Origin of the sequence: Pseudomonas migulae NBRC 103157 (assembly GCF_002091715.1) — a bacterium.
In the GTDB taxonomy this organism is placed as follows: domain Bacteria; phylum Pseudomonadota; class Gammaproteobacteria; order Pseudomonadales; family Pseudomonadaceae; genus Aquipseudomonas; species Aquipseudomonas migulae_A.
The window spans coordinates 81,143-107,877 of sequence record NZ_BDAG01000014.1 but is presented as its reverse complement, the minus strand read 5'-3'; the positions used below and the strand labels follow the sequence as shown (position 1 = coordinate 107,877).

The following is a 26,735-nucleotide window of genomic DNA, read 5'->3' as shown; positions in this document are numbered from 1 at the left end:
ATAGCAGACCAGACCTTTGCTGAACACCAATCACCTTCATAGCCCTGATACATTCCATTAATCGGCCTGACGACGCAGGAAAGCCGGGATGTCCAGGTAGTCCAGATCATCTTGCGGATTCATCTTCGCGGCAGTTGCAGCACCGGCCTGGGCCTGGTTGCGCATGACGGTCGGACGGTCCAGATCACGGTAGTTAACCGCTGGCGCTTCCTGACGAGCGGGAGCCGATTGTTGCGGCTGCGACGCCATGGAGGTGTGAACGGTGTTGTCGATGACCTTCACAGGCTTCTCGATTTTCGCGCCCAGACCTGTGGCAACCACAGTCACGTGCAGCTCGTCGCGCATGTCCGGATCGATAACGGTACCGACCTTGACCATCGCGTGCTCGGAAGCGAAGGCTTCAATGATGCTACCCACGTCGGAGTACTCACCCAGAGACAGGTCAGGACCGGCGGTGATGTTCACCAGGATGCCGCGTGCACCTTGCAGGTTCACGTCTTCCAGCAACGGGTTGCGAATGGCCGCTTCGGTGGCCTCGCGTGCGCGGTTCGGACCGCTGGCGCAGCCAGTGCCCATCATCGCCATGCCCATTTCGCTCATCACGGTACGTACGTCGGCAAAGTCGACGTTGATCATGCCCGGACGCTTGATGATGTCGGAGATACCGCGAACGGCACCGGCCAATACATCGTCAGCCTTGGCGAAAGCCGACAGCAGGCTGGCGTCTTTGCCGAGGATGGTCAGCAGCTTCTCGTTGGGAATGGTGATCAGCGAGTCGACGCTTTCGGACAGCAGACGAATACCTTCGTCGGCGATCTGCATGCGCTTGCGACCTTCGAACGGGAACGGACGGGTCACCACCGCAACGGTGAGGATCCCCATTTCCTTGGCCACTTCAGCAATGATCGGCGCAGCACCGGTACCGGTACCGCCACCCATGCCGGTGGTGATGAACACCATGTTCGTGCCCTGCAGGACTTCGGCAATGCGCTCGCGATCTTCGAGAGCGGCCTGACGACCTACTTCAGGGTTGGCGCCAGCGCCGAGACCTTTGGTCACGCCGGTACCCAGTTGCAGGATGGTCCGCGCGCCAATGCTCTTCAGCGCCTGGGCATCAGTGTTGGCGCAGATGAATTCAACGCCTTCAATGTTGCTCTTGACCATGTGATTGACAGCGTTGCCGCCGCCTCCGCCAACACCGATAACTTTAATGACCGGGCTTGCGGGGATGTTGTCTACGAGTTCGAACATTTTCCCTCTCCTTTGATTCTCTAGTTTTTTCGCCTACTGCCTGTATCTACAACGGTGCTGCGGTAATTCTTAGAAGTTGCCTTGCACCCAGCTCTTGATGCGATCGATCAAGGCGGCTTTCGGCTCTTCATTGCTGTAGCTGTCGCGGCTGCTGATACCCGAGAACGAAATCCCGTCGGACTGCTTTTGCAGGCCGTACATCAACAGGCCAACGCCGGTGGAATAAATCGGGTTGCGCACCACATCGTCCAGCCCCTTGACGCCATGGGGCACGCCCAGGCGGACCGGCATGTGGAAGATCTCTTCGGCCAGTTCGACCGCGCCTTCCATCTTCGAAGTACCACCGGTCAGCACGATGCCGGCCGGGATCAGGTCTTCGTAGCCGCTGCGACGCAGCTCAGCCTGGATCAGCGTGAACAGCTCGTCGTAACGCGGCTCGACCACTTCGGCCAGGGCCTGGCGGGACAGCTCGCGCGGCGGACGGTCACCAACGCTTGGCACCTTGATGGTTTCACCGGCACCGGCCAGTTTGGCCAGGGCGCAGGCGTAGCGAATCTTGATTTCTTCGGCGTACTGGGTCGGGGTGCGCAACGCCATGGCGATGTCGTTGGTCACCTGATCGCCCGCAATAGGGATCACCGCGGTGTGACGGATCGCGCCTTCGGTGAAGATCGCGATGTCGGTGGTGCCGCCGCCGATGTCGACCAGGCACACGCCCAGCTCTTTCTCGTCGTCGGTCAATACCGAGTAGGCCGAGGCCAGTTGCTCGAGAATGATGTCGTCGATTTCCAGACCGCAGCGACGCACGCATTTTTCAATGTTCTGTGCGGCGTTAACGGCGCAGGTGACCACGTGGACCTTGGCTTCCAGACGTACGCCGGACATGCCCAGGGGTTCACGAACGCCTTCCTGGTTATCGATCACGTAATCCTGCGGCAGGGTGTGCAACACGCGCTGGTCAGCCGGGATCGCCACGGCCTGGGCCGCGTCAAGCACACGTTCGAGGTCGGCGGAGCTGACTTCGCGATCACGAATCGCCACGATGCCGTGGGAGTTCAGGCTGCGGATGTGATTGCCCGCCACGCCGACGAACGCCGAGTGGATCCGGCAACCGGCCATCAGCTGCGCTTCTTCGATGGCGCGCTGGATCGACTGCACGGTGGACTCGATGTTCACCACCACGCCTTTCTTCAGGCCGCGGGACGGATGAGTGCCGATCCCGACGATTTCCAGCGTGCCGTCGTCCGAAACCTCGCCTACCAGCGCCACCACCTTGGAGGTGCCGATATCGAGACCGACGATCATTTTGCCGCTTTGCACGTTTGCCATGGGTCCTGCCTCTTCTTAATTCTTCGCGACAGCGGGTTGGGCTGTCGTGGGCGCTACAGGTTCCCGCCAGCCAACAGCGAGGCCGTTGGCGTAGCGCAGATCGATGCGCGCAATGTTCGTAATCTGTTCTTTAAGCGTCTTGTCGTAGATGGCAATGAAACGGCGCATCTTTTCCACCAGGTTGCCGCGGCCCAGCAGCAGTTCGATCCCCGGGCCCGAGCTGCCGGCGCCGGTGGTCAGGAACCAGCTGCCCCGTTCACGCAACTCCAGGCGTGCAATCGAGAAGCCCAGCGGCCTGAGCATCTGGCTCAGCACCTGGTATTGCTGCATCACTTGCTGCTGAGCCCGTTGTGGGCCGAACAGCTGTGGCAAGTGTTCGTAGTTCGCCAGCTCACGCGGGGTGAACGCCTGACCCTGGTTGTTCAACAGCGACTCATCGCCCCAACGGGCCACCGGCAGTTGTTCTTCCAGGCGGATCACCACTTGATCCGGCCACACCCGACGCACTTCGGCGTGGGCAATCCATGGCATCTGTTCCAGCTCGGTGCGCATGCTCGCCAGGTCGATGGTGAAGAAGCTCGACGCCACGTACGGGGCGATCCGCTGCTGCACCGCTTGTTGGCTGATGTAACTCAGGTCGCCCTGCACCGCGACCTTGGTGATCGGCCGGTCGGCGTATGGCAACAAACGCTGCGCGCCTTCGTAAGTACCGAACCCCACCGCCACCAGCATCACCGGCCAGAACAAGGCTTTGAGAAAACCAAAATTGGCTTTCGGCAGGCGCGCGGACATCGGCTCTTTGGCCACCATTCGGCTGGCACCCCGCGGCACCGGCTTGCGGCCGGGGACGGGTGGGGGCTGATGTCTGAGCTGTGCGCCTTGCATGGTCTTAACCTCGCGCCTCGATGCTGGCTGCCAGAATCGCCAGAACCAGCTGCTGGAAATCCAGACCGGCAGCACGGGCCGCCATCGGCACCAGACTGTGATCGGTCATGCCCGGTGCGGTGTTGACTTCGAGGAACCAGAACTGCCCGTCGGCATCCTGCATCACGTCTGCCCTGCCCCAACCGGCGATACCCAGCGCCTCACAGGCTTTCGCCGTGAGGTCCATCAGTTCTTGTTCCTTGTTGCTGTCCAGGCCACACGGAATCCGGTACTGGGTATCGGAGGCCACGTACTTGGCGTCGTAGTCGTAGAAACTGTGCGTCGTGCCCAGGGCAATCGGTGGCAACACCTGGTCACGCAGGGTGGCGATGGTGAACTCCGGACCTTGAATCCATTGCTCGACCAACACTTGCGAATCGTAGGTACTGGCCGCTTTCCACGCGTCGATCAACTCCGGCGCGGACGTCACTTTGGCCATCCCGATACTTGAACCTTCATGGGCCGGTTTGACGATCAAAGGGAAGCCCAGTTCCGTCGCCGCCGAAATACAATCGGCCTCGGAACTCAATACCGCGTGGCGTGGCGTCGGAATACCGAGGCTGTGCCAGACCTGTTTGGTGCGCAGCTTGTCCATGGCCAGTGCCGAGGCCAGAATGCCGCTGCCGGTGTACGGAATGCCCAGGCATTCCAGCAGGCCTTGCATGCTGCCGTCTTCACCGCCACGACCGTGGAGAATGATGAAGGCGCGGTCGATTTTTTCGTTGAGCAAACGCTGCAACAGGTCATCGCCCACGTCGAGGCCGAACGCATCTACACCGGCACTTAGCAGCGCTTCGAGAACCGCGTTACCCGACTTCAGGGACACCTCACGCTCGGCACTCTTGCCGCCGAACAGCACGGCGACGCGGCCGAAATCTCTCGGCGCGATCGTGGAGACGAGGTTGGCGTAAGCAGCAGTCATTTCAACTTCCCCACGCTTGGCGCGGCAACCGCGCCAGCGAACAACGGACTCTTCAACAGTTTCGGTGCAAGACCGCCGATATCACCGGCGCCCTGGCACAGCAGGATGTCGCCGGCACGCAGCAGCGGCTTGACCACCGGCGCGAGGTCGACACCGCGCTCGATGTAGATCGGGTCGAGCTGGCCACGCTGACGGATGCTGTTGCACAGCTTGCGGCTGTCGGCGCCCGGAATCGGTTCTTCGCCCGCCGGGTACACTTCCATCAGCAACAGGACGTTGGCGTCGGCCAGTACATTGACGAAATCGTCGTACAGGTCGCGGGTGCGGCTGTAACGGTGCGGCTGGTAAACCATCACCAGACGGCGCTCCGGCCAGCCACCGCGCACGGCCTTGATCACGGCGGCAACTTCGGTCGGGTGGTGACCGTAATCGTCGACCAGCATCACACTGCCGTCTTCGACCGGCAGTTCGCCATAGACCTGGAAGCGTCGGCCGACACCCTGGAACCCGGACAGGCCCTGGACGATGGCTTCGTCGCTGACGCCTTCGTCAGTGGCGATGCAAATGGTGGCCAGCGCGTTCAGCACGTTGTGGTTGCCCGGCATGTTCACCGAGACGTCCAGCGGCTCGCGGTCAGGACGCAGCACGGTGAAGAAGGTCTGCATGCCCTGCTGGCGCACATTGATCGCGCGCACATCGCAGTCGTCGCCGAAGCCGTAAGTAACGGCCGGACGTTTCACCTGAGGCAGAATTTCACGCACCACCGGGTCGTCCAGGCACACCACCGCCAGACCGTAGAACGGCAGGTTGTGCAGGAACTCGACGAAGGTTTTCTTCAGCTTGTTGAAGTCCCCGTCGTAGGTCGCCATGTGGTCGGCGTCGATGTTGGTGACCACGGCCACCAGCGGCTGCAGGTGCAGGAAACTGGCGTCGCTTTCATCGGCTTCGGCGATCAGGTAACGGCTGGTGCCGAGCTGGGCATTGGTACCCGCTGCATTCAGACGACCACCGATGACGAACGTCGGGTCGAGGCCACCGGCGGCGAACACCGAAGCGATCAGGCTGGTGGTGGTGGTTTTGCCGTGCGTACCGGCGACGGCGATGCCGTGGCGATAGCGCATCAGCTCGGCCAGCATCTCGGCACGCGGCACCACCGGGATACGGCGCTCCAGTGCGGTGGCGACTTCCGGGTTGGAGGTGTTCACGGCGCTCGACACCACCAGCACGTCGGCGGCAGCAGCGTTTTCGGCGCGGTGGCCGATGAAGATTTGAGCACCGAACGATTCAAGACGCTCGGTCACCGGCGAAGCTTTCAGGTCGGAACCGGACACTTCATAGCCCAGGTTCAGCAACACTTCAGCGATCCCGCACATACCCACACCGCCGATACCGACGAAGTGGATGCGGCGGATGCGGCGCATTTCCGGTTGTGGCATGGCTTTCTGATTCTCAACCATGGGCCACCTCCAGGCAGGTATCGACCACGTTACGGGTCGCATCGGGTTTGGCCAGGCGGCGTGCCGCAGTGGCCATGTCGGTGAGTCGTTGTGGTTGCATCAGGACCTCTGTCAGGCGTGCGGCTAGATCCGCTGCGCCAGTCGTTCTTTGCGGCATCAGGAAGGCAGCGCCTTCACGGGCCAAATAATCGGCGTTGCGGGTCTGGTGATCGTCGATCGCGTGGGGCAAAGGCACCAGCATCGAGGGCAGACCGGCGGCGGCCAGTTCACTGATGGTCAGCGCACCTGCGCGACATACCACCAGGTCAGCCCAGCCATAGGCGTGGGCCATGTCTTTGATGAAAGGCTGCACTTGCGCCTCGACGCCAGCCGCGCGATAGCGCTCTGCAGTCACTTCATCATGGTTTTTGCCGGCCTGATGGAACACTTCCGGGCGCAGGTCGGGGGCGACGTGCGACAGGGCTTCAGGCAGCAACTTGTTCAACGGTTCTGCGCCCAGGCTTCCGCCCAGGATCAGCAAACGCGCCTTGCGACCCGCCAGGGCTGGTCGCGGTGTATCGAGGAACAGCTCGGTGCGCACCGGATTACCGGTGGTCCGTCGGCTGTCCGACAGGGTAAAGGTGTCGGGGAACGCTTCACAGACTCGGGCGGCCAACGGCACCAGCAACCGATTGGCGGTACCGGCCACGGCGTTCTGTTCGTGAACGATCACCGGCACGCCGGCCAGTTTCGCTGCAACGCCACCGGGACCGGTCACATAACCACCGAAGCCGACCACGCACACCGGCTGCAGCTGGCGAATGATCGCCCGCGCCTGCCAGACGGATTTGAGCAACATCAGCGGCGCCTTGAGCAGGGACAATTTGCCCTTGCCGCGCAGACCGCTGGCATTGATCCGATGCAGCTCGATACCGGCTAGTGGCACCAGATCGTTCTCGATGCCACGCGGCGTCCCGAGCCAATGCACGGTGTAACCGCGCGCCTGGAATTCGCGAGCGCAGGCCAGCGCCGGGAACACGTGGCCACCGGTGCCGCCCGCCATGATCAAAACGTTAGCGCCCATGGGTCGACTCCTCGGCGAAGTCACTCTCATGAAACTCCATCTCTTCGCTGCCCAGGTGGGTTCGACTCTCCCACTCAATGCGCAGCAACAAGCCGAGACAGGCACAGCAGATCACCAACGAACTGCCGCCATAACTGAGGAACGGCAAGGTCAGGCCCTTGGTCGGGAGCAGGCCGACATTCACCCCGATGTTGATCAGGAACTGACCAATCCACAGGAACGACAGGCCATACGCGATGTAAGCGGCAAAGAACTGTTTGGCCTTCTCGGCCCAATAACCGATGTACATGCCGCGAATACAGACGAAGACGAACAGCGCGACCGTGCACAAGGAACCCACGGCGCCCAGTTCTTCGGCCAGGACCGAAAACACGAAGTCGGTGTGGGCTTCCGGCAGGTAGAACTGTTTCTGCACGCTGTTGCCCAGGCCCACGCCCAGCCATTCGCCGCGACCAAACGCGATCAATGCCTGCGACAATTGATAACCGGCACCGAACTGGTCAGCCCACGGATCGGCAAAGTTTGTCAGGCGCGCCATTCGATACGGCTGCACTTGAATCAACAACACCACCGCCGCGACCGCCAGAACCACCATCAAGGAAAAACGGAACAGCCCGACCCCGCCGAGGAACAGCATCGCCGCAGCCGCGCCCATCATTACGACGGTGGCACCGAAGTCCGGCTCCATCAGCAACAGGCCCGCCATCGGCAACAGCACGATGAACGGCTTGAAGAAGCCCATCCAGCTTTCCCGCACTTCTTTCTGGCGACGCACCAGATAACCGGCGAGGTAGATCACCACGAACACCTTGGCGATCTCGGAAGGCTGAACGTTGAAGAAACTGAAACCGATCCAGCGCATCGAACCGTTCACTTCACGGCCGATCCCCGGAATGATCACCATCACCAGCAAACCGAACGCACCAATCAGCATCAGCCAGCCCAGGCGTTGCCAGGTGGCGATCGGAATCATCATGGTGACGATGCAGGCACCCAGGCCCAGCACCACGTAGATCAAATGGCGAATCATGTAGTACAGGGCACTGCCCGACTGCACGGCCCCCACTTCGGTCGAGGCAGACGCAATCATCACCAGCCCGAGGCCGAGCAATGCCAGGCAACCGGCGAGCATCGGGAAATCGAGGTCGATACCGCGCCCGGTAATCAGCGGCGAAGGATACGGCTTGATGATGTTGAGCAGGCTCATGCCAGATCCTCCACGGCGCGGACGAACTGGTGACCACGGTCTTCGTAATTCTTGAACATGTCGAAACTGGCGCAGGCCGGCGACAACAGCACCACGTCGCCCGGTTGCGCAACGGCGCGGCATTGTTCCACCGCTTCGACCAGCGAACCGACGCGGATCAGCGGCACGGCGTCGCCAATGGCCTCGCCGATCTTGTCGGAGTCGCGGCCCATCAGGATCACGGCGCGGCAGTTGGCCGCCACCGGATCACGCAGATCATTGAACTCGGCACCCTTGCCGTCGCCACCGGCGATCAGCACGACCTTGCCGTCGATGTCCGCGCCCAGGCCTTCGATGGCAGCCAGTGCGGCGCCAACGTTGGTGGCTTTGGAATCGTTGTAATAGCCCACGCCATCGAGGTCACGAACCCACTGGCAGCGATGCTCGAGCCCGGCGAACGTGCGCAGGCTCGACAGCATGGCGTCGAACGGCAGGCCGACCGCGTGGCCCAGGGCCAATGCCGCCAGGGCGTTGGACTGGTTGTGGGCACCGCGAATTTTCAACTCGCGCACCGGCATCAGGTTCTGGAATTCGAAGGCCAGGTATTTCTCGCCGTCCTCTTCCCGGATACCAAACGCTTTGAAATCGGGTTTGCTCAAACCGAAGGTCCAGCAAGGCTGGCCTTCACCCATCAACGGACGACTCAGGGCATCCTGACGGTTGACCACGAACTGCTTGGCGCCACGGAAGATCCGGTGCTTGGCCAGGTGATAGGCCGGCAGACCGCTATAGCGGTCCATGTGGTCTTCACTGACGTTGAGCACGGTCGCTACTTCGGCGTTGAGCTGGTCGGTGGTTTCGAGCTGAAAGCTCGACAGTTCCATCACGTACAGCTCGACGTCGTCGCGAAGCAGATCCAGCGCCGGAGTGCCAAGGTTGCCGCCGACGGCGACGCGCTTGCCCGCCGCAGCCGCCATCTCGCCCACCAGGGTGGTCACGGTGCTCTTCGCGTTGGAACCGCTGATGGCGACAATCGGCGCCTTCGCGTTACGCGCGAAGAGCTCGATGTCACCGGACAATTTCACGCCACGGGCAGCAGCGGCCTGCAAGGCCGGGGTCGCCAGCGCCAGGCCGGGGCTCACGTAGAGCTCGTCGGCACGGCACAGGAATTCGACGTCCAGCTCGCCACAACGCACTTCCACGTACGGATAGTCACGCTTGAGCGTGGCCAGTTCCGGTGGATTTTCCCGCGTATCGGCCACGGCAAACGACGTGCCCCGGTTCGCCAGGAAGCGAACCAGGGACATGCCGCTCTTGCCGAGGCCGACAACGATGCGGAAGTGGTCAGAAGCGATCAGAGACACGAATTTCTACCTCAGCTTCAGGGTGGCAAGGCCAACCAGCACGAGAATTACGGTGATGATCCAGAAACGGACAATCACGCGCGGCTCGGGCCAGCCCTTGAGTTCAAAGTGGTGGTGAATCGGCGCCATGCGGAACACGCGGCGACCGGTCAGCTTGAAGGAAGCCACCTGAATGACGACCGACAGGGTTTCCATCACGAACACACCGCCCATGATGAACAGGACGATTTCCTGACGGACGATCACCGCGATGGTGCCCAGGGCTGCGCCCAGCGCCAGTGCGCCGACGTCGCCCATGAAGACTTGTGCCGGATAGGTGTTGAACCAGAGGAAACCAAGGCCAGCACCGATCAGCGCACCACAGAACACAATCAGCTCACCGGCGCCCGGTACGTACGGGATCAGCAGGTATTCAGCGAATTTCACGTTACCCGACAGGTAGCAGAAAATACCCAGGCCACCGCCAACCATTACGGTCGGCATGATCGCCAGGCCGTCGAGGCCGTCGGTCAGGTTGACCGCGTTGCTCGAGCCGACGATCACGAAATAGGTCAGGACGATGAAGCCGGCACCCAGCGGAATGCTGTAGTCCTTGAGCATCGGCAGGATCAGGGTGGTTTCCACCGGCGTCGCAGCGGTCATATAAAGGAAGATCGCCGCGCCGAGGCCGAACACCGACTGCCAGAAGTACTTCCAGCGGCTCGGCAGGCCTTTGGAGTTTTTCTCGATCACCTTGCGATAGTCATCGACCCAGCCGATGGCGCCGAACAGCAACGTGACCAGCAACACGGTCCACACATAGCGGTTGCTCAGGTCAGCCCAAAGCAAAGTGCTGACACCGATGGACGACAGGATCAGCGCACCACCCATGGTCGGCGTGCCGGATTTGGACAAGTGCGATTGCGGACCGTCGTTACGAACGGACTGACCGATCTGACGGTTCTGCAACGTGCGGATCATCCACGGGCCATAGCACAGCGACAGGACCAGCGCGGTCAGCACACCGAGAATCCCGCGCAGGGTCAGGTACTGGAAGACCGCGAAGCCTTTGTAGAACTGTTGCAGGTACTCCGCTAACAGCAGCAGCATCAATGTTTCTCCAGGCTGGACCCGCACAAAGCGGCGACGATGTTTTCCATCGCAGCGCTGCGCGAGCCCTTGATCAAAATGGTGGTGTTTGTGTCTTGTTCGGCGCCGAGAGCCTTGATCAGTTCAGCTTGGGTACTGAAGTGAAAAGCCTGCTCGCCGAAAGCCTTCACGGCGTGGGTCATCATCGGCCCGACGGCGTAAAGCGCAGAAACCTTGCCACGGGCGTACTCGCCCACGCCGCGGTGCCCCTGCTCCGCCCAATCGCCCAACTCGCCGATATCCCCGAGCACCAGAACGGTGCGGCCGGAAAAGCCGGCGAGTATATCAACGGCAGCGCACATGGAGGTGGGGTTCGCGTTGTAAGTGTCATCGATCACGCGCATGCCATTGGTGGCCAGTTGCGCAACGGTGCGACCCTTGACCGGCTGCACCGCGCCGAGGCCGGTGGCGATGCCGAACAAAGACACGCCCAAGGCATGTGCGGCAGCGGCGGCGGCCATGGCATTGGCAACGTTATGGGTGCCGAGCAGGTTCAGTTGAACGCGCTCCACGCCGTCAGGACTGTGCAGGTTGAATGCCGGGCAACCGCGAGCGTCGCGGTCCAGATCACTGGCGTAGAAGTCGGCGCTGACGTTGCTCAGGGCAAAGGTCAGGACTTTGCGACCGGCGGCGCGGGTCTTCCAGATCCCGAATGCCTTGTCGTCGAGATTGAGCACAGCGACGCCATCGGCCGCCAGCCCTTCAATAATTTCGCCCTTGGCTTCAACGATTTTTTCCGGCCCGCCGAATTCGCCGACGTGGGCAGTTCCGGCATTGTTGAGCACGGCCACATGGGGTTTGGTCATGCCGACGGTGTAGGCGATTTCGCCAAGGCGTGAAGCACCCAGTTCGATCACGGCCGCGGTGTGTTCCGGCGCGAGTTCGAGCAAGGTCAGCGGCACGCCGAGGTCATTGTTCAGGTTGCCACGGGTCGCCAGCACCGGACCGCGGGTGCGCAGGATGCTCGCGAGCATTTCCTTGACCGTGGTCTTGCCGCTGGAACCGGTGATGGCCGCCACCGGATGGGTAAACGCCGCACGATTCATCGCGCCCAGTTGACCCAGTGCCTGACGGGTGTCCTTGACCAGCAATTGCGGCAGCGTGCTGTCGGCGACTTCGCGTTCGACCAGAGCACCGACAGCGCCTTTGTTGGCGACGTCGTTCAAATAATCATGACCGTCGAAGCGCGGACCGGTCAGGGCAATAAACAGCTGGCCCGGCTTGATCGCACGGCTGTCGATGCTGACGCCATCGAACGTTGCATCGGCGACGATCAATCGGCCATTCAGCGCGCCGGTCAGCTCGCTCAGTTTCAGGTTCTTAAGCATGGGCCACCTCCCACGCGGTCAACGCGTGATCCGCTTCGACCAGATCAGAGAAGTCGTGGCGCTGGCCGTTGATTTCCTGATAGTCCTCGTGACCTTTACCGGCCAGGACAATCACGTCATCCACCGAAGCGCTGGCGATCAATTGAGCAATCGCCTGACCACGGCCAGCGACGAAGGTAACTTTGTCCACATCGGTGAAACCGGCGCGGATGTCGTCGAAGATCACGGCCGGGTCTTCGGTACGCGGGTTGTCATCGGTCACCAGCACGCCATCGGCCAGACGCTCGACCACTTCAGCCATCAGCGGACGCTTGCCGCGATCGCGATCACCGCCGCAACCGAACAGGCACAGCAAGCGGCCTTTGGCGTGCGGACGCAGGGCCATCAATACTTTTTCCAGCGCATCCGGGGTGTGGGCGTAATCGACCACCACCAACGGCTGGGTGCCACCGCCCAGGCGCTGCATGCGTCCAGCGGGGCCTTCAAGTTTTGGCAAGACCTTGAGGATTTCGTCCAGCGCATAGTCCAGACCGAGCAAGGCGCCGACCGCCGCCAATACGTTGCTCAGGTTGAAACGACCGAGCAAGGTGCTGCGCAGATGGTGTTCACCCTGCGGTGTAACCAATGTGGCGCGCACGCCTTCATCGTCGAACTGCGCTTCGCGGCAAAACAGGTAGGCGCTGCTGTCGAGCAGGCTGTAGGTGATCAAGCGCGATTCGCGTTTTTCGGCGGCCAGTTGCCGGCCGAAATCGTCGTCGAGGTTAACCACCCGGCATTTCAGGTCGTTCCAGGCAAACAACCTGGCCTTGGCTTCGCCGTAGGCCTCCATGGTGCCGTGGTAATCCAGATGATCACGGGACAAATTGGTCATCACCGCCACATCAAATGCCAACGCGGTGACACGCCCCTGATCCAGACCGTGGGACGACACTTCCATGGCCACGGCTTTGGCGCCGGCCTTTTTCAGGTCAGCCAGGGTCGCTTGCACCGCGATCGGGTTCGGTGTGGTGTGCAGGCCGCTTTCCAGCGCGCCGTAGAAACCGGAACCCAATGTGCCGACGATGCCACAGTGTTGACCGAGTAGATCCAGCGCTTGCGCAACCAGCTGGGTCACACTGGTTTTGCCGTTGGTGCCGGTCACGCCGATCAGATTCAGGTGGCGGCTCGGGTCGCCGTAAAAACGCCCGGCGATGTCCGACAGCTGCGCCGCCAGGCCTTTGACCGGAATCATCGGCACATCGGTGATCGGCAATACGGTTGCGCCTTCAACTTCATAAGCCACGGCCGCCGCACCGCGCTGCAAGGCGTCGGTGATGTGCGCGCGGCCGTCGAACTTGCCGCCGGGGACGGCAAGAAACAGGTCGCCTGCCCGCACGTTGCGGCTGTCCAGTGCCAATTCACGGATCAACAGATCGCGGCCGGCGTGGGCGAAAATCTTGTTCAGACTCAGAGACATCAGCCGCGCCCTCCATTGGCTTTCAGCGGAACGACCGGTGTTGCGTTGGCCTGTTGAACGGGTGGCAGGTTGTCCGGCGTAACGTTCATCAGGCGCAAGGTCCCGGACATCACTTTGCTGAACACCGGTGCCGATACCAGGCCACCGAAGTAACCGGCCTTGGTCGGTTCATCGATCACCACTACGATGGCGTAACGCGGATCGCTCATCGGGCCGAAGCCGGCGAACAGCGAGCGGTAGGAATTCTCGGCGTAGCCTTTGGTGCCGACCGACGTTTTACGTGCGGTACCGGACTTGCCGCCGACGTGATACGCCGGCACCTGCGCACGGAATACACCGCGCGGGGCCTCGATCACTTGTTGCAGCATGGTCTGCATGGTTTTCGCGACCGCTTCCGGCAGCACTTGCGTGGTTTGCGGCGCCTTGTCGGTCTTGATCAGGGTCAGTGGCGCGAGGCGACCGTTGTTGGCCAGGGCCGAGAAGGCGTGGACCAACTGGATCGCAGTCACGGAAATACCGTAGCCGTAGGACAGCGTCGCGGTTTCAGCCTTGCGCCATTCGCGGTAGTTCGGCAGGTTGCCCACACGCTCGCCCGGGAAGCCGAGGCCGGTGTCCTGGCCGAGGCCGACTTTCTGTGCCAGACGGAAAATGGTTTCGCCGCCGATATCGAACGCGACCTTACTCATGCCGACGTTGCTGGAGTTGATCAGAATGCCGGTCAGGTCGAGCACCGGACCTTCGGTCTTGGAGACGTCCTTGATGGTGTACTTGCCAATCTGCAAGGAGCCTGGATACACCTCGACGGTGTCGGTCGGTTTCCAGCGGCCGGTTTCAATCGCGGCGCTCATGGAGATGGCTTTCATGGTCGAACCCGGTTCGAACACGTCGATCATCGCGCGGTTACGCATCATCGCCGGTTGCAGGTTGCGACGGTTGTTCGGGTTGTAGGTCGGCTGGTTGACCATGGCGAGGATCTCGCCGGTCTTCACGTCCATGATCACCAGGCTGCCGGCCTTGGCGCCGTTTTCGATGATCGCGTTGCGCAGCTCGCGGTTGGCCAGGTATTGCAGACGCAGATCAATGGACAACGCCAAGGGCTTGCCGGCCTTGGCGTTTTTGGTCACCTGAACATCTTTGATAAGTCGACCGCGCCGGTCCTTGATGACCTGCCGCTTGCCGGCGACACCGGCGAGCCATTCGTCATAAGCCAGCTCGACACCTTCGCGACCGTGGTCATCGATGTCGGTAAAGCCGACCATGTGCGCCGTCACTTCGCCAGCCGGGTAGAAACGGCGGAATTCTTCGATGCCGTAAACGCCCGGCACTTTAAGATCGAGCACAGACTGGCCTTGCTCAGGCGTCAGCCCGCGCACCAGATAAATGAATTCTTTGTTGGCCTGGGCTTCGAGACGTTCGGCCAGGGCTTTTGGATCCTGTCCCAACGCGGCCGCCAGTGCGGGCCACTTCTCTTTGGCCTGCTGCATTTCCTTGGCGTTGGCCCACAGGGTGGTGACCGGCGTACTGACGGCCAAAGGCTCGCCATTACGGTCGGTAATCAGACCACGGTGAGCCGGAATCGGGATGTGACGAACGCTGCGCGCGTCGCCCTGGCCTTTCAGGAAGGCACGGTCGACCACTTGCAGGTCAATGATGCGCCAGCAGATCGCCGCGACCATGACGCCAAGCAAACCTACCACCAGGCGAAACCGCCATGGGAACAGTGCGCCTTCGAGTTTCATCATGGCGCCACCATCTGCACGTCAGCCGCGCCAGGGATGTGCATCTTCAGCTGTTCGGTGGCCAGGACTTCGATACGGCTGTGGGCGGTCCAGGTGCTCTGCTCGAGAATCAACCGGCCCCATTCCGCCTGCGCCTTGTCGCGCACGCTCAACTCGTTGTACAGCGAGTTCAACAGCTGACGGTTCCAGTGGGCGCTGTACGACACGCCGATGGCCGACACGAGCACGCCAACGAACAGCAGCAGCATGAAAAAGCTTCCGCCGGGCAGTGGCTTGGCGAAAAGCTTGCTCACCGCAGCTTCTCCGCGACGCGCATGACGGCGCTACGGGAACGTGGGTTGGCTTTGAGTTCGGCCTCGGAGGCGGACTGCGCTTTGCCATGGACTTTGATTTTCGGTTCAAAGGCGACGTGACGTACCGGCAGGTTGCGCGGCAGGTTGTCGGCTTCGCCTTTCACCAGTTTGCGCATGAACAGTTTGACGATGCGGTCTTCCAGCGAATGGAAGCTGATGACCACCAGACGGCCGCCGATTTCCAGGCATTCCAGCGCGGCTTCGAGACCGGCTTCCAGATCGCCCAGTTCATTGTTGACGTGGATACGCAGGCCCTGGAACGCACGGGTCGCCGGGTTCTTGCCCTTTTCCCACGCCGGGTTGGCGACTTTCAGGACTTCAGCCAGGTCGCCGGTGCGCTCGAACGGCTTGATGTCGCGACGCTCGGCCACGGCACGGGCCATGCGGCCGGAGAAACGCTCTTCGCCGTATTCCTTGAACACCCGGGCGATTTCTTCCACCGGTGCGGTGTTGACGAATTCGGCAGCGCTGATCCCGCGGGACGGGTCCATGCGCATGTCCAGCGGACCATCGTTGAGGAAACTGAAGCCGCGCTCAGGGTCGTCGAGTTGCGGCGAGGACACGCCCAGGTCGAGCAAAACGCCGCTGACCTTGCCGGCCAGACCGCGTTCGGCGACTTCCGAACCGAGCTCGGCAAAGCTGCGCTGCACAACGACAAAGCGGCCGTCTTCGGCCGCTAGCGTCTGCCCGGTGGCAATCGCTTGAGGATCCTTGTCGAATCCGAGCAACCGCCCCTCGGGACCGAGCTGGCTGAGGATCAACCGGCTGTGCCCGCCGCGCCCGAACGTGCCGTCCAGATAGCAGCCATCAGGACGTACGGCGAGAGCCTCGACGGCTTCGTCAAGCAGTACGGTGATGTGGTTAAAGCCGCTATCAATAGTCACAGGATCAAATCACGCAGTTCATCAGGCATGGCGCCCGGTTGTTGAATAGCAGCCAGGTCAGCGGCAGAAACCGCATCCCAGGCATCCTCGTCCCACAATTGGAACTTGTTCAGTTGGCCTACCAGCATCGCGCGCTTGTCCAATCGGGCATATTCACGAAGACGCGGTGGAACCAGAAAACGACCACTGCCATCGAGCTCGAGGTCGACGGCATTACCAATCAGCAAACGTTGCAGGCGGCGGTTCTCTTCGCGAAGCGAAGGCAGTGCGCGCAGTTTGGTTTCAATAATTTCCCACTCATCGAGGGGGTAAACACACAAACACGGATCAACGGCATCAATTGTGACGATTAACTGCCCGGAACTACGCGAAACGAGCTCGTCACGGTACCGGCTCGGCATAGCGAGACGGCCCTTTGCGTCGAGACTGATAGCGTTAGCTCCGCGAAACACGACAGCGTTTCTCCAAATATTAGCGTTTTACGTTCAAAAAACCCACTTCATGCCACTTTCCGCCACTTGCGCACACTATAGGAATGCGGCCACCGCACCGTCAAGGCGCGGATTAAAGGAAAACCCTTACAGAACTGAGATTTAGGAGCGTATTAGGAGGGGTAACGAGAATCTGGCGGATGAATCTGTCCAATAACTTGAATGAGCACTGAAGGCTGCGTTCAGAAGTTAAAGTAATTTGTTAAGAGTAAGATTTTTTCGGTATTACAAAAGAGGATATGCGATGGATTGTGCAAGGAGGGAAACTGCCATTACGAGCGCCCTGCTCAATTATTCAAACAGGGAGGGAAAAAGGTGGAGAGTCGATCTGTAAGCCGGGTTCTGTCTTGAACAGTCATTCGTCTACGATGGCCATCACTGGACATCTTTAGCAACCTACCCGGTCCCAGCGCGGGCCACGCCTTGGGACCCTATTTGGTCTTGCTCCAAGTGGGGTTTACCTAGCCACGAACTGTTGCCAGACGTGCGGTGCGCTCTTACCGCACCTTTTCACCCTTACCGGCGCCGAAGCGCTTAGGCGGTTATTTTCTGTGGCACTTTCCGTAGGCTCACGCCTCCCAGGCATTACCTGGCACTTCGCCCTATGGAGCCCGGACTTTCCTCCCCCCCCTAATTTTCATAGAGGGCAGCGACTGTCCGATCGACTCTCCGCCGCGAAGGTTAACGGCAGAGCGGCCGAAGAACAAGTGATAAACGCCTGCAGCCACTCCAGCACGTCGGGTTTTACTCGCCCTTCTGTTTATCCAGCGCGACCTGATACAGAACATTCTTGCGCTCGCCGGTAATTTGCGCCGCCAATGCCGCGGCGCGCTTGAGCGGCATCTCTTCGAGCAACAGGTTGAGGATGCGCATGGCTTCACTGCTGACGGCGTCCTCGGTTTCGGGGGCCGACCAACCCGCGACCAACACCACGCACTCACCGCGCTGCTGATTGCTGTCCGACTCGACGAACTCGCGCAGCTCGGCCAATGGCAAGCCTTTCAGGGTTTCGAAGGTTTTGGTCAGCTCCCGCGCCAGCAACGCCGGACGCTCGCCACCAAAGACCAGCTCCATGTCCTGCAGGCATTCAAGGATACGGTGCGGGGCTTCGTAGAAAATCAGCGTGCGCGGCTCTTCTTTAACCAGCTCAAGACGAGCACGACGACCGACAGCCTTGGCCGGCAGGAAGCCTTCGAAGATAAAACGATCCGACGGCAGACCCGCCGCCGACAGCGCCGCAATCAATGCACAGGCACCAGGAACCGGCACCACGTTGATTCCAGCCGCACGAGCCTGACGCACCAGGTGATAACCCGGATCGGAAATCAGCGGCGTTCCGGCATCGGAGATCAGCGCCACATCGTCGCCGGCGAGCAGACGGGTAATAAAGCGGCTACCTTCATCCCGCTCGTTGTGTTCATGGCAGGCTGCCAGCGGCGTGGGGATGCCGAAGTGCTGCATCAATCGCTGGGAGTGACGCGTGTCTTCGGCGGCAATCAATGCCACTTCGCGCAGGATCTTCAGCGCACGCGCACTGATGTCGTCCAGGTTGCCGATGGGCGTCGCCACCACATAAAGCGAGCCAGCAGCGGAATTCAAAGCACCTGGAGCAGTCAAAGCGCACACCTCATGATCGGTAAAAGCCGCCATTGTAGCGCGTAGCGATGGTTTCGATACGCGCAAGCAAGCCCGGTTTTTTCAGCCATTTGTGCGGCACTGCAACATTTGTACGAGCTAAATTGATCGATTCACGCCAGCAACATCGCGCCCCGGCCAGTGCTTGGGTACAATTCCACGCTAATTTGATCGAGTATCAGGAACACTACATGATCGCTTGCCTGCGGCTGTTCACTGCCCTCTGCCTCGCTGCCTTGCTGGCGGCTTGCGCCAGCTCGCCCTCTTCCAGCCTTGGCGAACTTCCACGGACCCCGGATGCCAGCATCGAGCAACTGCTCGATCAGGCCGCCAAAAGCAAAACGCCGGAGCAAGCTGCGCTGCTTCGCCTGAGTGCGGCAGACCTGGCTTATCGCCAGGGCAATGCCGGCCAGTCCGCGCAAATCCTGCAACAAGTGCCGGTCGAACAACTCAAGCCTGGCCAACAGGTATTTGCCAGCACCCTGGCGGCCGAACTGGCCATGGTGCGCAATCAACCGAAAGCAGCGCTGACTGCCTTGAGCCACCCAAGCCTGCAGCGCCTTGGCGAATTGCCTGTCGAACAACAGGTTCGCACCGGCACCGTGCATGCACGCGCCCTTGAAGCCGACGGCCAGACCCTCGCCGCCGCACGGGAGCGTATTTTCATCGCGCCGATGCTCAGCGGTGAAGCGGCAAGCAAAAACCACGAAGCGATCTGGATCCTGATCGCCTCGCTGCCAACCGATCAACTGCAGCCGACCGCCAACGACGACCTCGGTGGCTGGATGGGCCTGGCGCTGGCAGTGAAAACCGCTGGCACCCTGGAGCAGCAGCAAGCCGCGATCGACAACTGGCGCGCCCAAAACCCTAAACACCCGGCCGCCATCCAACTGCCGCTGCCACTGACCAAGCTCAAGGAACTGGCCAGCCAGCCCGTGAGCAAGATCGCCCTGCTGCTACCGCAAGACGGCCCGCTGGCATCGGTCGGCAAAGCGCTTCGCGAAGGTTTCATGGCGGCTCATTACCAGGCCCAACAAGCCGGTCAGAAGCCGCCAGCCATCGAGTTCTATGACAGCTCGCGCCTGACCTCCCTCGACGAGCTCTATCGCAAGGCTCAGGCCGATGGCGTGCAACTGGTCGTCGGACCGCTGGAGAAGCCGCTGGTCAAACAGCTCAGCGCTCGTCCGCAACTGCCGATCACGACCCTCGCGCTGAATTACAGCGAAGGGGAACAAGGCCCGGCGCAGCTGTTCCAGTTCGGTCTTGCCGCTGAAGACGAAGCCCGCGAAGTGTCCCGCCGCGCTCGCGCTGACGGCCTGCATCGCGCCGCCATCATGGTGCCGAAAGGCGAATGGGGCGATCGCGTACTGAGAGCGTTCAGCCAGGATTGGCAAGCCAACGGCGGCAGCATCGTTGCCACCGAGCGTGTAGATCAGCCGGTGCAACTGGCCCAGCAGATTGCCGACATGTTCCAGCTGCGCCAGAGCGAAGGCCGCGCCAAGAGCCTGCAAAGCACTGTTGGCTCGCAGGTAGCCGCCCAGCCGTCGCGCCGCCAGGACATCGAGTTCATCTTCCTGGCTGCAACCCCTCAGCAAGCCCAGCAGATCAAGCCGACCCTGAACTTCCAGTACGCCGGTGATGTGCCGGTTTACGCCACGTCCCACGTGTTCAGTGCCAGCGGCGACGTCAACCAGTACAACGACATGAACGGCATTCGCTTCTGCGAAACCCCATGGTTGCTGGACGCCACTGACCCGCTGCGCAAACAAGTGACCGCACAATGGCCACAAGCCGGTGGCAGCCTGGGTCGCCTGTATGCAATGGGCGTCGACGCCTATCGCCTGGCTCCACGCCTGGGGCAACTCAAGGCGCTGCCGGACAGCCGCATCGAAGGTCAATCGGGCAGCCTGGGCATGACTCAGAACCAACGCGTAGTGCGTCAGTTGCCGTGGGCCCAGTTCGTCAGCGGCCAGGTTCAACGCCTGCCGGACACCCCACGCTGATGCCTGACAGGTCACGCCAGCAAAGCGGTAAAGATGCCGAGCGCCATGCGCTCGAGCATCTTCAGCAACAAGGTCTGCGCCTGCTGGCGCAGAACTGGTTATGTAAACGCGGCGAGCTTGATCTGGTCATGCTTGATGGCGATACAGTAGTATTCGTTGAAGTTCGCTACAGAAAAAACACTCAATGGGGTGGCGCGCTCGATAGCATCGATGAGCGCAAACGGCAGAAACTGATTTTTGCCGCGCAGTATTTTCTTCAGCGCGAGTCGTGTTGGGCCAATTCCCCTTGCCGTTTCGACGTGGTCGCCATCGACAGCAACCACGATCAGTTGAACTGGCTGCAGAATGCCTTCGACAGCTGATCGCGTGCGTCCCGAAGCGGACACTTTCACCCAACAATTTTGCTCTTTGCTTTGCGGGCTGCACATTCATGTGCCGAGTAGCCGCGCTAATTAAGGTCACACAGATGGACATGCAATCCCGAATTCGCCAGCTTTTTCAGGCCAGTATCGATACCAAGCAAATGGCGATGGACGTACTTGCACCGCACATCGAGCAAGCCAGCCAAGTGATGGTCAACGCCCTGCTCAACGAGGGCAAAATGCTTTCCTGTGGTAACGGCGGCTCTGCCGGCGACGCCCAGCATTTCTCGTCCGAGCTGCTCAACCGCTTCGAACGCGAGCGCCCGAGCCTGCCAGCCATCGCGCTGACCACCGACAGCTCGACGATCACCTCGATCGCCAACGACTACAGCTACAACGAAATATTCTCCAAGCAAATCCGCGCGCTCGGCCAGCCGGGCGACGTATTGCTGGCGATTTCCACCAGCGGCAACTCGGCAAACATAATTCAAGCGATCCAGGCCGCACATGATCGTGAAATGATTGTCGTAGCATTGACCGGTCGCGATGGCGGCGGCATGGCGTCGCTGCTATTGCCCGAAGACGTCGAGATTCGCGTACCGGCCAACGTCACCGCACGTATTCAGGAAGTCCACCTGCTGGCGATCCATTGCCTTTGCGACTTGATCGACAGCCAACTGTTCGGGAGTGAAGAATGACCCCTAATCGCCTAGGCCTTCTGGCCTTGACCCTGTGCCTTGGCATCAGCGGCTGCACCTCGGTGGTTAACGCCAGCCGTGAAGCGCCGATCGATGATGACCGCGGCACGCGCACCTTAGGCAGCAAGATCGACGACTCTCTGATCGACACCAAGGTCGGCGTGAACATCGCCAAGGCCGATCCGGCCCTGGACAACGACTCGCACATCGTCGTCACCAGCTTCAATGGTGTCGTACTGCTCGCCGGCCAAACCCCACGCGCAGATCTCAAGGCCAAGGCCGAACAGGCCGCCGCCGCCGTCCAGCGTGTGAAGACGGTGCACAACGAACTGCAGGTGCTGCCACCTTCCGGCTTCCTTGCCCGCCAGAACGACACCTGGCTGACCTCCAAGATCAAGACCCAGATGCTCACCGACCCGAACATCCCGGGCTCGCGCATCAAGGTTGTCACCGAGAACGGCATCGTTTACCTGCTGGGCCTGCTGACCAAGCAGGAAGCCGCCCAGGCGACGAACCTGGTGCAAGGGGTTTCCGGAGTGCAGAAGATTGTGAAGCTGTTTGAGTACATTGACTGACCCTCCCGGCGATGGCGATTTTGAAATCGCCATCGCCCCATAGGAGCCGGCTTGCTGGCGATAGCGTCTTCCGGATCGCCATCGCCAGCAAGCCAGCTCCTACAGTAATAAAAAAGGCGATCCTTTCGGATCGCCTTTTTTATTACTTCACCACTTTCAAACTGGGTCGACCGCTTGGGCGCGGCGGTTCACTGTCCGGTGGCGGAAGATCATCATCCGGCTCGATCTCTTCCTCGTCCTCCATGGGCGACTCCAGATCGAACACCATGCCCTGGCCATTCTCCCGGGCGTAGATACCCAGGATCGATGCGATAGGCACGTACAGGGTGTGCGGCACGCCACCGAAGCGGCCTTCGAAGCTGACCGCTTCGTTGTCCATGTGCAAATGACGCACGGCGGCCGGCGATACGTTCAGGACAATCTGTCCGTCACTGGCGAAACCCTGTGGCACCTGCACCGACGGATACTCGGAATTGACCAGCATGTGCGGGGTGCAATCGTTGTCCACAATCCACTCGTAGAGCGCGCGGACCAGATAAGGTCGACTGGAGTTCATAGCGGCTCCTTAAGCCTTAGCGCATATCGCGTTCGACACCAGACAGACTCGCCTGGAAAGCCTCACGCGCAAACGAGCGCTCCATATAATCAAGCAGCGGCTTGGCAGGCCGCGGCAGTTCAATACCCAGAATCGGCAAGCGCCAGAGTATTGGCAGTAGGCAGCAATCCACCAGACTTTGTTCCTCACTGAGGAAAAACGGCTTGTCGGCAAACAACGGCGACACGCCTGTCAGGCTTTCGCGCAGCTCTTTACGAGCCACCACGCGGGCTGCTTCCTTGGTCCGCGAATCCAGGATCAGATCCACCAGACCACACCAGTCACGCTGAATACGATGAATCAGCAGACGGCTGTTGGCACGCGCCACTGGATAAACCGGCAGCAGAGGCGGATGCGGGTAACGCTCATCCAGATATTCCATCACCACGGTCGACTCCCACAACGCCAGGTCACGATCGACCAGGGTGGGCAGGCTTCCGTAAGGGTTCACTTCAATCAGTTTAGGCGGCTGGCGGCCAGCTTCCACGTAAATGATCTCGGCGCTGACACCCTTCTCTGCAAGTACGATGCGCACTCGGTGGGAATAGTGGTCGGCGGGGTCGGAGTAACAGGCCAACCGATTGGTCACGCCCATGGCGGTCCTCCTCGCTTGTTGAAATTATCGGAAGCGGAAAAACGAGCGCGCCCAGAGGGCGCCTCCCGTAACGCCTGGATGACCAGGCTCGTTACACCTTCAGAGACGCCCTTGGGCGCGCGCGATTAACAGCAATTGCTTGAAACTTTATCAGTGCACATCTTTCCAGTATTCGCGCTTGAGCAAGTAGGCGAATACGAAGAAGAACGCCAGATACAGCAAGACGTAGGTACCAATGCGCTGATGCTGCAGCTTAACCGGGTTAGCCGAGTAAGCCAGGAAGGTTACCAGATTCTTGACCTTCTCATCGAACTGCTCTTCGGTCAGAGCACCACTCTTCGGCACGATGGTCAGCTGATCGCACGCTTCATGAGTCAGCGCGGTACCGGTCAGCGGATCATATTGCTTCTTGCCGTCTTCGACGATCTGCACCTGTTTGCAACCTACGACCTGACGACCTTGCAGGCCCGCCAGGACGTTCGGCATGCCCACGTTCGGGAAGACCTTGTTGTTCACGCCCCAGGGACGCGACGGATCTTCGTAGAACGACTTCAGGTAACCATAGAGCCAGTCCGTACCACGAACACGAGCCACCAGGGTCAGGTCAGGTGGCGCGGCACCGAACCAGGTCTTGGCGTCAGCCGGCTGCATGCCGATGTTCATGTGGTCGCCAATCTTGGCGCCAGTGAACACCAGCTTCGACAGCATCAGATCGTGAGGAATGCCCAGATCATCGGCAACACGCTCGTAGCGCTGGAACTTGGCACTGTGGCAGCCCATGCAGTAGTTGGCGAACGTACGCGCGCCATCCTGCATGGCAGCCTTGTCGGAAACGTCGATGTCGACCTTTTCCAATTCAGGAGCACCAGCTGTCGACGCGAACGAGAACACAGGCATGGCAGCAAGAATCAGTACAGCAAATAGTTTTTTCATCAGCCAGTCACCCTTTCCGGAACCGGTTTGGTCTTCTCGAGCCTGGTGTAGAACGGCATCAGAATGAAGTAGGCGAAGTACAGGAAGGTACATACCTGCGACAGCAACGTACGGCCTGGAGTCGGCGCCAGAACACCCAGCACGCCCAGAATCACGAACGAAATGCAGAACACCCAGAGCCAGATCTTGCTCAACCAGCCCTTGTAGCGCATCGACTTGACCGGACTACGGTCCAGCCATGGCAGGACGAACAGCACAGCGATGGCCGCACCCATGGCGATAACGCCCAGGAGCTTGTCCGGAACCGCCCGCAGAATCGCGTAGAACGGGGTGAAGTACCAAACCGGAGCGATGTGCTCTGGCGTCTTGAACGCGTTCGCCACTTCAAAGTTCGGCTTCTCGAGGAAGTAGCCGCCCATTTCAGGGAAGAAGAACACGATCGAACAGAAGATGAACAGGAACACCACCACACCGACGATATCTTTCACGGTGTAGTACGGGTGGAAGGCAATGCCGTCCAGCGGTACGCCGTTTTCGTCTTTGTATTTCTTGATGTCCACGCCATCCGGGTTGTTCGAGCCGACTTCGTGCAGCGCCAGAACGTGCAACACCACCAGACCGAGAATCACGATCGGCAGGGCAACCACGTGCAAGGCGAAGAAGCGGTTCAGGGTAATACCGGAAATCAGGTAGTCACCACGAATCCACTGGGTCAGGTCGTTGCCGATGACCGGGATCGCACCGAACAGCGAGATGATCACCTGGGCACCCCAGTAGGACATCTGGCCCCATGGCAGCAGGTAACCCATGAAGGCTTCCGCCATCAGCGCCAGGTAGATCAGCATGCCGAAGACCCACACCAGCTCACGCGGCTTCTGGTACGAACCGTAGAGCAAGCCACGGAACATGTGCAGATAGACCACGATGAAGAACGCCGAAGCGCCGGTGGAGTGCAGCAGACGCAGGATCGAGCCGTACTCGACGTCACGCATGATGTATTCGACGGAGGCGAATGCTTCTTCCGCCGACGGGGTGTAGCTCATGGTCAGCCAGACACCGGTGACGATCTGGTTAACCAGAACGAGCAGCGCCAGGGAACCAAAGAAATAGAAGAAGTTGAAGTTCTTCGGGGCGTAGTACTTGCTGAGATGGTCTTCCCACATTTTGGTCGCGGGAAAGCGCGCATCAACCCAATCCATGAACTTGCTCATCACGCTTTCTCCGTATCGACGCCAATGACAATGATGTCATCGGTCTCATAGGAATGCGGGGGAACTGGCAGGTTCAAAGGCGCAGGTTGCGACTTGTAGACGCGGCCAGCCAAATCGTAGTGGGAACCGTGGCAAGGGCAGAAATAACCACCTACCCAATCCTTGCCCAGATCCGCAGGCGCCACTTCTGGACGGAAGGTCGGCGAGCAACCGAGGTGTGTGCAGATACCGATCAGCAGCAGAACCTCTGGCTTGATCGAACGCGTTTCCGGGTCGACATAAGTCGGTTGAGTCGAGTTCTTGGAGGTCGGGTCAGACAGCTGGCCCTCGATCTTTTTCAGATTCCCCAGGATTTCCGAAGTACGGCGGACAATGAACACCGGCTGGCCGCGCCACTCAGCAATCATCTGCTGGCCTGGCTCGATTTTGCTGACATTCACTTTCACCGGTGCACCTGCGGCTTTCGCCTTGGCACTGGGAAACCATGACCCCACGAACGGGACCGCAGCCCCCACCGCTCCTGCAGCACCCACCACGGATGTGGCTGCTACCAAGAAGCGACGCCGGCCTGCATTCACGCCGTCATTGCTCATTCAGTCCTCTCCCATCAGCTTTGTGGCCTGTTAAATCAGGCATCTACTAAGTAAAACTATGTACTTATAAAAATTTTGCCGAATGGTAATGAAAAGCCCCAATCCTGACAAGGTAATTACCGAAGGGCTCCACTGCCAAGCCTTGCAGTATAGGGGCTCTACGGCTGTGGCAAGTTGTCACAGAGCAATTCTTTGATAAATAGCGCCCATAAAAAAACGCCCAGCTTCGCGAGGAAACTGGGCGTTCTTTTTGAACGCGAAAGCGAATTAACGCTTCGAGTACTGCGGACGCTTACGCGCTTTACGCAGACCGACTTTCTTACGTTCAACTTCACGTGCGTCACGGGTTACGAAGCCGGCTTTGCGCAGAGCACCGCGCAGAGTTTCGTCGTAGTCCATCAGAGCGCGAGTGATACCGTGGCGGATTGCGCCAGCTTGACCACTTACACCACCGCCGATCACGGTGACGTAGATGTCGAACTTCTCGACAGTCTCAGTCAATTCCAGCGGCTGACGAACTACCATGCGGGCAGTTTCGCGGCCGAAGAAATTATCCAGCGAACGGTTGTTGATGGAGATGTTACCAGTGCCCGGACGCAGGAAAACGCGTGCGGTTGCGGTCTTGCGACGGCCAGTGCCGTAATTTTGAGTCGCCGACAT

Annotated in this window: 26 protein-coding genes and 1 other RNA gene; 4 read left to right on the top strand and 23 right to left on the bottom strand. The window is 60.3% G+C overall.

Translation table 11 applies throughout. The features are described from left to right. Positions 1-57: 57 nt before the first annotated feature. The 17 genes from ftsZ to rsmI all read right to left on the bottom strand — a co-directional run bounded on the left by ftsZ (position 58) and on the right by rsmI (position 18,525). Positions 58-1,251 carry a cell division protein FtsZ gene (gene ftsZ, locus PMI01S_RS13325; protein WP_017340680.1) on the bottom strand — a complete coding sequence of 398 codons (1,194 nt, stop codon included), beginning with the start codon at positions 1,249-1,251 and terminating at the stop codon, positions 58-60. A gap of 69 nt (positions 1,252-1,320) precedes the next feature. Then, complete coding sequence (gene ftsA / locus PMI01S_RS13320) at positions 1,321-2,580, bottom strand: cell division protein FtsA (protein ID WP_017340681.1); 1,260 nt, start codon at positions 2,578-2,580, stop codon at positions 1,321-1,323. 15 nt (positions 2,581-2,595) lie between these two features. Continuing rightward, entirely contained in the window at positions 2,596-3,465 is an 870-nt protein-coding gene (locus PMI01S_RS13315; protein WP_084320481.1) for a cell division protein FtsQ/DivIB, read from the bottom strand. Between the two features lie 4 nt (positions 3,466-3,469). Further along, positions 3,470-4,426 (bottom strand): D-alanine--D-alanine ligase, encoded by a 957-nt coding sequence (locus tag PMI01S_RS13310; protein WP_084320480.1) that lies wholly within the window; start codon positions 4,424-4,426, stop codon positions 3,470-3,472. Continuing rightward, positions 4,423-5,883, bottom strand: a complete 1,461-nt coding sequence (murC, locus tag PMI01S_RS13305; protein ID WP_084320479.1) for a UDP-N-acetylmuramate--L-alanine ligase — start codon at positions 5,881-5,883, stop codon at positions 4,423-4,425. The genes PMI01S_RS13310 and murC overlap by 4 nt, the downstream gene beginning before the upstream one ends. Further along, entirely contained in the window at positions 5,876-6,946 is a 1,071-nt protein-coding gene (gene murG, locus PMI01S_RS13300; protein WP_084320478.1) for an undecaprenyldiphospho-muramoylpentapeptide beta-N-acetylglucosaminyltransferase, read from the bottom strand. The genes murC and murG overlap by 8 nt, the downstream gene beginning before the upstream one ends. Next, positions 6,936-8,153: a putative lipid II flippase FtsW gene (ftsW, locus tag PMI01S_RS13295; RefSeq protein ID WP_084320477.1), complete on the bottom strand. Its 1,218-nt coding sequence runs from the start codon at positions 8,151-8,153 to the stop codon at positions 6,936-6,938. The genes murG and ftsW overlap by 11 nt, the downstream gene beginning before the upstream one ends. After that, on the bottom strand, positions 8,150-9,496 hold the full coding sequence (murD, locus tag PMI01S_RS13290; RefSeq protein ID WP_084320476.1) for a UDP-N-acetylmuramoyl-L-alanine--D-glutamate ligase: 1,347 nt from the start codon (positions 9,494-9,496) through the stop codon (positions 8,150-8,152). Before murD ends, ftsW begins: the two co-directional genes overlap by 4 nt. 6 nt (positions 9,497-9,502) lie before the next feature. Further along, positions 9,503-10,585 (bottom strand): phospho-N-acetylmuramoyl-pentapeptide-transferase, encoded by a 1,083-nt coding sequence (gene mraY / locus PMI01S_RS13285; RefSeq protein WP_008037292.1) that lies wholly within the window; start codon positions 10,583-10,585, stop codon positions 9,503-9,505. Then, positions 10,585-11,952, bottom strand: a complete 1,368-nt coding sequence (locus PMI01S_RS13280; RefSeq protein ID WP_084320475.1) for a UDP-N-acetylmuramoyl-tripeptide--D-alanyl-D-alanine ligase — start codon at positions 11,950-11,952, stop codon at positions 10,585-10,587. The genes mraY and PMI01S_RS13280 overlap by 1 nt, the downstream gene beginning before the upstream one ends. Then, positions 11,945-13,408, bottom strand: a complete 1,464-nt coding sequence (locus PMI01S_RS13275) for a UDP-N-acetylmuramoyl-L-alanyl-D-glutamate--2,6-diaminopimelate ligase (protein ID WP_084320474.1) — start codon at positions 13,406-13,408, stop codon at positions 11,945-11,947. The genes PMI01S_RS13280 and PMI01S_RS13275 overlap by 8 nt, the downstream gene beginning before the upstream one ends. After that, on the bottom strand, positions 13,408-15,147 hold the full coding sequence (locus PMI01S_RS13270; RefSeq protein WP_174602668.1) for a peptidoglycan D,D-transpeptidase FtsI family protein: 1,740 nt from the start codon (positions 15,145-15,147) through the stop codon (positions 13,408-13,410). Before PMI01S_RS13270 ends, PMI01S_RS13275 begins: the two co-directional genes overlap by 1 nt. Further along, positions 15,147-15,440, bottom strand: coding sequence for a cell division protein FtsL (gene ftsL / locus PMI01S_RS13265; protein WP_032828607.1), 294 nt, complete (start codon positions 15,438-15,440; stop codon positions 15,147-15,149). The genes PMI01S_RS13270 and ftsL overlap by 1 nt, the downstream gene beginning before the upstream one ends. After that, positions 15,437-16,384, bottom strand: a complete 948-nt coding sequence (gene rsmH, locus PMI01S_RS13260; RefSeq protein ID WP_084320472.1) for a 16S rRNA (cytosine(1402)-N(4))-methyltransferase RsmH — start codon at positions 16,382-16,384, stop codon at positions 15,437-15,439. The genes ftsL and rsmH overlap by 4 nt, the downstream gene beginning before the upstream one ends. Further along, a complete protein-coding gene (gene mraZ, locus PMI01S_RS13255) occupies positions 16,381-16,836 on the bottom strand; it encodes a division/cell wall cluster transcriptional repressor MraZ (protein WP_008025967.1) in 456 nt (151 codons plus the stop codon). The genes rsmH and mraZ overlap by 4 nt, the downstream gene beginning before the upstream one ends. A gap of 354 nt (positions 16,837-17,190) precedes the next feature. Then, an RNA gene (rnpB, locus tag PMI01S_RS13250) (RNase P RNA component class A) lies at positions 17,191-17,544 on the bottom strand. Positions 17,545-17,619: 75 nt separating this feature from the next. Continuing rightward, a complete protein-coding gene (rsmI, locus tag PMI01S_RS13245) occupies positions 17,620-18,525 on the bottom strand; it encodes a 16S rRNA (cytidine(1402)-2'-O)-methyltransferase (RefSeq protein WP_161990822.1) in 906 nt (301 codons plus the stop codon). Positions 18,526-18,701: 176 nt separating this feature from the next. On the opposite strand from rsmI, the gene PMI01S_RS13240 reads away from it, so the two are divergent. The 4 genes from PMI01S_RS13240 to PMI01S_RS13225 all read left to right on the top strand — a co-directional run bounded on the left by PMI01S_RS13240 (position 18,702) and on the right by PMI01S_RS13225 (position 22,148). Then, on the top strand, positions 18,702-20,513 hold the full coding sequence (locus PMI01S_RS13240) for a penicillin-binding protein activator (RefSeq protein WP_084320471.1): 1,812 nt from the start codon (positions 18,702-18,704) through the stop codon (positions 20,511-20,513). Beyond that, positions 20,513-20,875, top strand: coding sequence for a YraN family protein (locus tag PMI01S_RS13235; RefSeq protein WP_084320470.1), 363 nt, complete (start codon positions 20,513-20,515; stop codon positions 20,873-20,875). Before PMI01S_RS13240 ends, PMI01S_RS13235 begins: the two co-directional genes overlap by 1 nt. A gap of 104 nt (positions 20,876-20,979) precedes the next feature. Continuing rightward, positions 20,980-21,573: a phosphoheptose isomerase gene (locus PMI01S_RS13230; RefSeq protein WP_008025961.1), complete on the top strand. Its 594-nt coding sequence runs from the start codon at positions 20,980-20,982 to the stop codon at positions 21,571-21,573. Further along, on the top strand, positions 21,570-22,148 hold the full coding sequence (locus PMI01S_RS13225) for a BON domain-containing protein (protein WP_008025960.1): 579 nt from the start codon (positions 21,570-21,572) through the stop codon (positions 22,146-22,148). Before PMI01S_RS13230 ends, PMI01S_RS13225 begins: the two co-directional genes overlap by 4 nt. 142 nt (positions 22,149-22,290) lie before the next feature. On the opposite strand, the gene PMI01S_RS13220 is transcribed toward PMI01S_RS13225, so the two are convergent. The 6 genes from PMI01S_RS13220 to rpsI form a co-directional block, all read right to left on the bottom strand. Beyond that, positions 22,291-22,704, bottom strand: coding sequence for a ClpXP protease specificity-enhancing factor (locus tag PMI01S_RS13220; RefSeq protein WP_008037283.1), 414 nt, complete (start codon positions 22,702-22,704; stop codon positions 22,291-22,293). Between the two features lie 16 nt (positions 22,705-22,720). Further along, the gene (locus tag PMI01S_RS13215) at positions 22,721-23,338 is read right to left on the bottom strand and encodes a glutathione S-transferase N-terminal domain-containing protein (RefSeq protein WP_007905304.1); all 618 of its coding nucleotides are present in this window, start codon (positions 23,336-23,338) and stop codon (positions 22,721-22,723) included. 150 nt (positions 23,339-23,488) lie between these two features. Continuing rightward, the gene (locus PMI01S_RS13210) at positions 23,489-24,271 is read right to left on the bottom strand and encodes a cytochrome c1 (protein ID WP_084320469.1); all 783 of its coding nucleotides are present in this window, start codon (positions 24,269-24,271) and stop codon (positions 23,489-23,491) included. Then, positions 24,271-25,482, bottom strand: a complete 1,212-nt coding sequence (locus PMI01S_RS13205) for a cytochrome b (RefSeq protein WP_007943720.1) — start codon at positions 25,480-25,482, stop codon at positions 24,271-24,273. The genes PMI01S_RS13210 and PMI01S_RS13205 overlap by 1 nt, the downstream gene beginning before the upstream one ends. Beyond that, positions 25,482-26,075, bottom strand: coding sequence for a ubiquinol-cytochrome c reductase iron-sulfur subunit (petA, locus tag PMI01S_RS13200; protein WP_084320468.1), 594 nt, complete (start codon positions 26,073-26,075; stop codon positions 25,482-25,484). Before petA ends, PMI01S_RS13205 begins: the two co-directional genes overlap by 1 nt. Positions 26,076-26,342: 267 nt before the next feature. Further along, positions 26,343-26,735, bottom strand: a complete 393-nt coding sequence (gene rpsI / locus PMI01S_RS13195) for a 30S ribosomal protein S9 (protein ID WP_003205364.1) — start codon at positions 26,733-26,735, stop codon at positions 26,343-26,345.